Genomic DNA, 8,326 nt, shown 5'->3' with positions numbered 1-8,326 from the left:
AGACCGCCTTCAGCTCAGGCTCATCTCACTGTGGAATCACGCCCCCCGCTCAGGCTCATGTGTCGTTGGACAAGGCTGCGGTTGGACAAACGCCGCTACACCCCAATATCGTGGCGAACCACCCACCAGGCGCCGCCGTCCCGGCGCCCGCGACGAACAAGGAACAGAGCATGGAATACCGTCGACTCGGTCATACCGACACGGAGGTGAGCGTCCTGTGTCTGGGCACGATGACCTGGGGCCACCAGAACACTGAACGAGAGGCCCATGCCCAGATGGACTATGCCCGCGAGCGCGGCATCAACTTCTTCGACACCGCGGAGATGTACCCCGTGCCCAGCCACGCCGACACCTGGGGGCTGACCGAACGCCACATCGGCAGCTGGTTCGCGGCGGGTGCCCGCCGGGAGGACGTCATCATCGCCACCAAGTGTGTCGGCCCCGGGGCCGATCACATCCGCGGTGGACGGGCGAGTTTCGATACCACCGGCTTGCGCGAGGCGCTGGAAGGCAGCCTGAGACGGCTGCATACGGACTACGTAGACCTCTACCAGCTCCACTGGCCGGAACGGCAGGCGAACTTCTTCGGCCGCCTGGGCTACGAATATCCCGAGGACGACACGTCCCCCCGGCTCGAGGAGACCTTGCGCGCGCTCTCCGAATTGGTCGCCGAGGGCAAGATCCGCTACATCGGTCTCTCCAACGAAACCCCCTGGGGCGTGATGTCCTTCCTCCGCCTCGCCGAGCGCTATGACCTGGCACGCGTGGTCACGGTGCAGAACCCCTATAGCCTGCTCAACCGGACCTTCGAGGTAGGGCTCGCCGAGATCGCCCATCGCGAACGCGTAGGCCTCCTCGCCTACTCGCCGCTTGCCTTCGGCGTGCTCACCGGCAAGTACCAGGACGGCGCCCGCCCGGAAGGCGCGCGGCTCACCCTCTACCCACAGTTCGGACGTTACGTGGGTGAACCGGCGGAATCGGTCACCGCCCGTTACGTGGAGCTGGCGCGAGACCACGGGCTCGACCCCGCACAAATGGCCCTTGCTTACGTGAACTCGCGGCCGTTTGTCACCAGCAACATCATCGGCGCGACAACGATGGAACAGCTCCGCAGTAACATCGACAGCGTGGAGACAACGCTGCCCAAGGCAGTCGCCGAAGGCATCGAGGCGATTCACCGCGAGCGTCCGAACCCCTGCCCTTAGGGGACCACTGCCCCAGTCGCCGGATGCTTCGGAGATACTAATCTTCTCAGAAGTATTGTCATACGTCAGAGCACCACAGCGGCCCGGGGGCAAGACGCGTTCGCGCCGGCGTGGCAGGGTCACGTCAAGCGAGCACAACGCCGCCACCGGGTCGCTGTGGCGCTCCCTTTGGGCCGGTCTGTGCGCCGATGGGATCTGCGTTGCTCACCGCTTATGTAGCCCGGCTACACGGCGCGCCTCGCGCCTTGCCCCATCGGCGCACAGACCGGCTGACGCATGACAATACTTCTGAGAAGATTAGTAACCACCAAGCCCCCGGAAACACGGCCGCAAAGGCCGATGAGTCTGCATTCGGAATGCTCGCCAAAGCGTTACCCAGACTTTGCAGCCGTCGGTGGGCCGTTGTTCTAGGTGGTTCGTTCCGATCGCCTCTTTTCCCCTCGCCGCCCGTCAGACGGCCGTTGCAGCCATGGCGGGACCTACCTATACGTGAAGCAGACGGATCAGGAAGCGCAAGCGGCGTAGGGAGGTTCCAGCGATGGCTGCCGGTCACCAACCGGAAATCGGAGACTGGTACATGACCCCGACCGGGGACACCTTCGAGGTCGTCGCCTACGACCCGGAAGACGAGTCCGTAGAGATCCAGTATTTCGACGGTGCCATCGAGGAACTCGACCTGGAGACATGGTTGGAAGTTAGCGCGGACCCCATCGAGCCCCCGGAAGACTGGTCCGGTTCGATGGACGTGATGCGCGAGGATTACGGCCTCGAGGACCGTACCTCCCCTCCCCCTTCCGGGAACCCGCTGGACGACCCCGAGCTCTGACCGGCCCTCAACCCGGGCAACGGCGCCTGCCCTCGAGCGCCGGCGGGCGCTTGTCGTTCAGTCGTCGTCGATAGCCGTGGGACGCAGGCGCACCTCCTGGCCACGCTCGTCCACCGTCACCAGCGTAACCGGGCGACGCCACACGCGGTCCACGTAATCGAGCACGTGGCGTGCCCGGGCAAGGTCGAGACCGCGCCCGTCATCGGCATGGTTGTGCCGTAATACCAGGCTGCCATCCCGCCCCATCTCCTCGACCTCGACCCGCGGCGCTCCGAAGTTGTACTTGGGGCTGAGGATCGCTTCGTGCAGCTCCGGCAGGTTTGACTCGGTTACCCGGACTTCCCCGTTCTGGCGTGCTGAATAGACAAAGAGATCGAGCTCACGCGCGCGCTCGGCAGTCAGGTAGTTGCGGACGAAGCCGAAGTCGTCTTCCTCGCGCATGATGCCCCGCGCCACATCCATGCCCTCGGACTCGATGAGGTGCTCCCACAGCACGTACCCCAGGTGGTAGGGGTTGACCTGCAACGCGATCTGGCGATCGCTCCCGTAGGGGCGCACCACGTCGGAATGTGTCTTCATGCAATCCACATAAGCCTGGGACGGCAGGAAATCGGCCTCTCGAAGCAATCGGGAATGCCAGTAGCTCGCCCAGCCCTCGTTCATGATCTGGCAGTTGAACACCGGCTGGAAGTAATACGCCTCCTTGCGCACGGCGAGGAAGATATCGCGCTCCCAGTCCTCCATATCCGGCGCATACTGCGCGATGAACCACAGCAGATCGGCCTCCGGGCGCGGCGGGATCTGCAGCGCCGTCGGCCGCCGGCCGTGTTCGGGTTCCACCGCCGTTTCGCCCGGCAGATGCGCGTACCGGCCGCCGAACGCATCAGGGTCCGACGGCGTCGCCTCGGATTCGGGTTTCGCCGATGGGGACGTCCCGTAACGAGGCCGGTTCAGAGGCTGATCGGTGTCGATATGGGGTTCGAGCGCCAGGGCCACGTCGAGCACCTCCTCGACGCGTTTCTCACCGACCTCCTCGATCACCTCCTCGATCCGATGAGCGTGGGCGGCAGCCTGCCCGACGATGTGATACCCGACCTGCTCCTGACTGCGGACGAATGTGTGGTTATTGCACGAGAAATCGGCATGCCCAAGTACGTGCGCCACCACCAGCGTGTTCTCTTCCACGCTGTTGGTATCCACCAGATAGGCACGATTGGGATTGCCGGGGAAAACCACCTCGAAAATCCGCGAGTGCCCCATGCGATGCTGCACCATCTGATAGATCCAGCGTACGCCGAACGACCAGTGGGGCATGCGCACCGGCAGACCGTAGACGGCCACCTCCATCATGAACGCCGGCGGCACGAGCTCGAAATCGACCGGGTAGTGCTGCAACCCCAGCTCGCGCGCCAGCGTCTCCATGCGCGGGATGGCTTCCTCCAGCGGCAGCGTCGCCATGTTACGCCTCCTCCGCCACGTCCGCCTGATCAGTGAAGAACGCCCGGATCGCCGGCCAGATATCGGTTTCCTGAGTCAGCGAATAACTGCCGCAAGGTATCCCGATTGATGCCAGTTCACGCCAGATACCTGCGACTTCGGTATCGAGTCGCCGATGGTTCTGGTGTGATACCTCGGCGTAGCCCATGAAGTTCATCTCCGGGGCGAGCCGGGCGAGCACATCCGCGGCGCGGCCGCGATCCTCGCTGAAGTTGTGCCCGTCCGTGGCATAGAAGAGATAACAGTTGTACCGCGACGGGTCGTAACGTTCGTCGAGGACCGTCTGCACCTTCGTGAGGCCGGACGAGCTGCGGGTGCCGCCCTGACCGTGAACCTGGAAGAACTGCTCTTCCTCGAACTCCCACGCCTCCACCGTGTGGGCGACGAACACGGTCTCCACCGCGGAAAACTGCCGCCTGATCCCTGCAAGGGCCCAGAAGAAGAAGGTCTTCGCGAGCTTGCGGCAATGCTCGTCCATGCTCGAGGAGACATCGAGCAACAGGAAGACGACAGCGTTGGTGGTCGGTTTGCGCCGGCGGGCGAGCTGGCGGAAGCGCAAGTCGTCATTGCTGATGGGCGCGGCATCCTCACCCACAGCGCTGCGACGCTTGATCGCCTCGCGCATGGTTCGCCGCCGGTCGAGCCGCGAACGCGCCCCGCGGCGGTCCCAGCCTTCGCGGATGAGTTCGTCGGATTCGACGTTGTCACCCTGTTTCGGCTGGAGGTTGGGTAGCTCGAGTTCCTCCCACAGCCAGTCGAGGATGTCATCGATGCGGAACTCCAGCACGAACGTCACGCCGCCCTCGCCTTCCCCGGCGCCCTCCTGACCGCGGCCAGGCTGCCCGGGCTGGGCGGGACGCAGCACGTCGCCGGGTTCCGCCTTACCCTGGCCGGCGCCCTTTTGTTCGCTGGGATCGCGCAGGCGGAAACGATAGTGCTCCATGAACCGCACGGGCACCTGCACCGTGCGGTTGTCCGGTCGCGAGAGAATATCGGAACCGGCCACCAGATCCGGCAACTGCTCGCGCACGGCCTCGCGCACTTTGCGGTTATGCCGTAACCAGTCGCGCGTACCGCGCGAAAACAGATCGTACCATCGGCCCGAGCCGTCTCCGGTATGCCCTTCGATCAGCGTCATGACGGCCTCCTCATCGGGGAGCCAGCACCCCTATTCCTGGGACAGGAGCGTGGTCACATAGTTGAGCGCCTCCCTGGCACTGTGCCGGTCATACCCGTATTCGCTGATGAGCCGCTCTTCCACCGCCGCGATCTTCTCGCGCGCCTCTTCGTCCGGTCGGGCCACGGAGGTGACCAGGCGAAGCACGTCGCGCCGCTCCTCGAAGAGGTACTTCTCCATAGCCTCCTTCAGGCGCGCGTGGGAGTCGAGGGTGAAGGACTCCCCCTTCTTGTAGGCGATCATCGCCTTGCGCACGACCTCCTGACGGAAGGTCGTCTTCCCGGCATCGGAGATGTTGATCTTCTCCTCCACCGCGCGCAGGAAACGCTCGTCCGGCGCCCGGCTCTCGCCAGTGATCGGGTCGGTCACTTCTCGATTGTCGAGCATCGCCTCGACCTCGTCGAGATATTTGTCCAGCAGGTTCTGACTCTCCTCCTCGAAGGAGACGAACAGCGCCTTGTGGACGTCTTCCTTGACCCAGTGATTGTAGAAATCCTTGCGTGCGGTAACGAGGAAATCCACCCACTGGCGTTTCTGCTTCGCCTCGATGCGAGCATCGTTCTCGATGGCATCCTTGATCGTGACCAGCACCTCCATGCTGGTGAGGCTCTTCACCTCACTGCGCGAGATCGCATTGGACAGCGCATTGACCACGAACCGTGGCGACACGCCGGAGAGGCCCTCGTCCTCGAACTCCTGATGGATACGATCCACCTCGCTCTGGGAGTAGCCCTCCACCGCCTCGCCGGCGTACAGACGCAACTTCTTGGACAGGTCGAGATCCTCGCGCTCGGAGGGTTTCAACCGCGACAGCACCGCGAATACCGCGGCCACTTCCAGCGCATGCGGATCGAGATGCACCTCCCGGAATGTCGGCGCCTGCGCGATGAGCTTGCGATAGATCCGCGCCTCGTCCCGATAATTCAGGGTATAGGGCACCTGCACGATGACCATGCGATCGAGCAGCGCCTCGTTCTCCTTCTCCTGGAGGAACTTCCGGAACTCCGCGAGGTTCGTATGGGCAACGATGGTCTCGTCGACGTGGATCAGCGGGAAGCGCGAGACCTTGACGTTCTTCTCCTGGGTGAGCGTGAGCAACAGATACAGGAACTCACGCTTGACCTTGAGGATCTCGATCATCTCCAGCAGGCCACGGCTCGCCGAGTACACCGCGCCGGACCAGCTCCACGCACGGGGATCGCCCTCATCGCCGTACTCGGAGACCTTGGCGAGATCCACCGAGCCAATCAGGTCCGCGATATCCGCCGTGGTCGGATCGTGCGGGGCGTACGTGCCCACACCGACACGATTGGCCTCGGAGAGGAACACCCGCTCCACCGGATACTGCATGAAATCGCCGTCGTACTCGTGCTCGAGAACCGACCGGCAGTAGGGCGACAGCTCGCCGCGGATATCCACGCCGTAGGTCTCGCGAAACTCCGAGCGCAGTGTGTACGGCACGAGATTCAACGGGTTTTCGTGCAGCGGCGACCCCTTGAGTGCATAGATCGCGCCCTCATCCGTATGACTGTATTCCTCGAGACCGCGTTTGAGCAGAATCACCAGGCTGGACTTGCCGCCTGACGGAGGTCCCAGCAACAGCAGCAGACGCCGCCCCACTTCAGAACCGGCGCTCGCCGCCTTGAAGTAGTCCATGATCCGGCGCAGCGGCTGGTCCATGCCGAAGAGCTCATGAGAGAAGAGGCGGAATTCTTCGTCCTCGGCCTCCTCGGCCTCTTTGCGCTGCATCCAGCGCAGCATGTCCCAGATATACTCGTGGCTGCTGCGAGTCACCAGCTGTGGCTGCTGCACGACGACCTGCTGGAGGAAATCACCGAACGTTCCCTCCCACTGTTTCGCCCGATGCTCGCGTGTGAAGGAATTGAGCGAATCCAGGAACTTTTCGTGCCGATCGTGCTGGCCGCCATTGGTGGTCGCCATACCATCACCTCCGTGCAGGAATCGGTCAGCCCCCATGACCACAGGGTCCCCCGGGGAGCCCCAAGGAGGGGGCCATCACACCCTTAGATCGCGTACCGGCGCGTGGGTTTCCGCTCTGTTCTTCGTTTCCCCACTCCTACTTGAACTTGTAGCACACTGCCGGACCATGAGTCGGCCCGATATTCGGTGACGGAGACGGCTTCACACACCGGCGACAAAAGCGTAATTTGCCTCCACCGCGGGCGCCGGATGCGCCCACGCCGGGCCCTTGACCAACCCCCATGCTTGCCCTGATCGTCTCGATTTCCGCGCTGCTCGCCTCCACTGCCATTCTCATGACGGGTAGCGGGCTGCTGGGCACCTTGCTGTCGGTGCGCATGAGCGCCGAGGCATTCGACCCGGGGGTCACCGGCCTGGTGCTCTCCGCCTATTTCGCCGGACTCGTGCTCGGGGCGTTCGGCGCGGGCACCGTGGTTCGCCGCGCGGGCCATGTGCGGGCATTCGCCGCCTTCGCCGCCGTGGTCACCGCCGCCACATTGATCCATTCGTTGTGGGTCAACCCCTGGGTATGGGGCGCTCTGCGGGTGGTAAGTGGCTTTTGCCTGGCCGGCCTCTACATGGTCATCGAAAGCTGGCTCAACGAACGCGGCGCCGGCCACGCCCGGGGACGAATATTCTCCCTGTATCAGACCATGAGTTACCTCGGCCTGGGGCTCGGTCAACTGATGCTGCCTCTGCGGCCGGTGGAAGGACCGGAGCTTTTCACCATCAATGCCATTCTCCTGGCGCTGTGTCTAGTACCGGTGACGCTGACCCGCAGCATTCATCCCACACCGCCGGCGCGCACCCCCATGGCGCTCGCGCTGGTATTTCGCGGATCACCATTGGGCGTGCTCGTCTGCCTGGGGGCCGGCATCGTCAACGGTGCCGCATTCGCACTCGCCCCGGTATTCATTGTCGAACAACAGGGCGTCAGCAGCGTGGCGACGTTCATGGGCGCGATGGTGCTCGGCGGCATGCTGCTGCAATACCCCATCGGCCACTTATCCGACGTCTTCGATCGCCGCCTGCTCATTGCTGCCATCAATCTGGCACTGGTGGCGGTGGCCGGCGGCATGCTCTACGTCGCCGATGCGGGCCTGTGGATTCTTGCCGGTGTCGGCCTCGGCTTCGGCGGCCTGACGTTCACGCTATACCCGCTCGCAGTCGCCCACATCAACGACCGCATTCAATCGGACAACTTTCTTGGCGTGGCCGGTGCGTTGCTCTTTCTCTGGGGGCTCGGCGCGGTTATCGGCCCCGTCGTCTTCGGACAGGTCATGGCCTGGGTGGGCGTCAGCGGCCTGTTCGACGCCGTCGCCGTCACCGCCGCGATCATGGCCGTAGCAACCTTGAGCGCGCGCCGGGAAAGCGTACCTCAGGCCGAGCAGACACCGTTCGTCAGCATGGCCCGTACGACCACGATGATCACCGAGATGGATCCCCGCGCCGGCAGCGACGACAGCCAGATCGACTGGATCGAACACCTCTCGATCACGGAGGCTTCCGCCATGCCGGAACCAGCGTTCGAGCCCCGCTCAGGCGCCAACGTGGACCCCAGCGGTATCTGCGACGCCGCCGCGGCCAACGCCGATGACGCCAGTGCCACCGCAGTCGGAAGCCGCTAGCGTTCGTCGCGCC

At 64.0% G+C, this 8,326-nt stretch carries 6 protein-coding genes; 3 read left to right on the top strand and 3 right to left on the bottom strand.

Annotated elements, in window-relative coordinates; genetic code table 11:
• The first annotated feature begins 170 nt into the window (after positions 1-170).
• Together ACPEES_RS13770 and ACPEES_RS13765 are read left to right on the top strand one after the other, a co-directional pair.
• Positions 171-1,205, top strand: coding sequence for an NADP(H)-dependent aldo-keto reductase (locus tag ACPEES_RS13770; RefSeq protein WP_435104085.1), 1,035 nt, complete (start codon positions 171-173; stop codon positions 1,203-1,205).
• Positions 1,206-1,743: 538 nt separating this feature from the next.
• On the top strand, positions 1,744-2,031 hold the full coding sequence (locus tag ACPEES_RS13765) for a DUF6763 family protein (protein WP_435104084.1): 288 nt from the start codon (positions 1,744-1,746) through the stop codon (positions 2,029-2,031).
• A gap of 57 nt (positions 2,032-2,088) precedes the next feature.
• Here ACPEES_RS13765 and ACPEES_RS13760 read toward each other — a convergent pair whose 3' ends face one another.
• Genes ACPEES_RS13760 through ACPEES_RS13750 form a run of 3 tightly spaced genes read right to left on the bottom strand, consistent with a single transcriptional unit; the run spans position 2,089 to position 6,646 of the window.
• Positions 2,089-3,489, bottom strand: coding sequence for a SpoVR family protein (locus ACPEES_RS13760; RefSeq protein WP_435104083.1), 1,401 nt, complete (start codon positions 3,487-3,489; stop codon positions 2,089-2,091).
• A gap of 1 nt (position 3,490) precedes the next feature.
• Positions 3,491-4,666 (bottom strand): DUF444 family protein, encoded by a 1,176-nt coding sequence (locus ACPEES_RS13755; protein ID WP_435104082.1) that lies wholly within the window; start codon positions 4,664-4,666, stop codon positions 3,491-3,493.
• A gap of 30 nt (positions 4,667-4,696) precedes the next feature.
• Positions 4,697-6,646, bottom strand: a complete 1,950-nt coding sequence (locus tag ACPEES_RS13750; RefSeq protein WP_435104081.1) for a serine protein kinase — start codon at positions 6,644-6,646, stop codon at positions 4,697-4,699.
• Between the two features lie 281 nt (positions 6,647-6,927).
• On the opposite strand from ACPEES_RS13750, the gene ACPEES_RS13745 reads away from it, so the two are divergent.
• Positions 6,928-8,313 (top strand): MFS transporter, encoded by a 1,386-nt coding sequence (locus ACPEES_RS13745; protein WP_435104080.1) that lies wholly within the window; start codon positions 6,928-6,930, stop codon positions 8,311-8,313.
• The last annotated feature ends 13 nt before the right edge of the window (positions 8,314-8,326 follow it).

Origin of the sequence: Arhodomonas sp. AD133, assembly GCF_051195215.1 — a bacterium.
GTDB lineage: Bacteria > Pseudomonadota > Gammaproteobacteria > Nitrococcales > Nitrococcaceae > Arhodomonas.
Note: the sequence above shows the minus strand (reverse complement) of the source record. Positions and strands in the feature narration are given on the sequence as shown.

Coding starts and splice junctions, on each gene's coding strand:
- ACPEES_RS13770 (WP_435104085.1), top strand. CDS start 171: ATGGAATACCGTCGACTCGGTCATACCGACACGGAGGTGAGCGTCCTG.
- ACPEES_RS13765 (WP_435104084.1), top strand. CDS start 1,744: ATGGCTGCCGGTCACCAACCGGAAATCGGAGACTGGTACATGACCCCG.
- ACPEES_RS13760 (WP_435104083.1), bottom strand. CDS start 3,489: ATGGCGACGCTGCCGCTGGAGGAAGCCATCCCGCGCATGGAGACGCTG.
- ACPEES_RS13755 (WP_435104082.1), bottom strand. CDS start 4,666: ATGACGCTGATCGAAGGGCATACCGGAGACGGCTCGGGCCGATGGTAC.
- ACPEES_RS13750 (WP_435104081.1), bottom strand. CDS start 6,646: ATGGCGACCACCAATGGCGGCCAGCACGATCGGCACGAAAAGTTCCTG.
- ACPEES_RS13745 (WP_435104080.1), top strand. CDS start 6,928: ATGCTTGCCCTGATCGTCTCGATTTCCGCGCTGCTCGCCTCCACTGCC.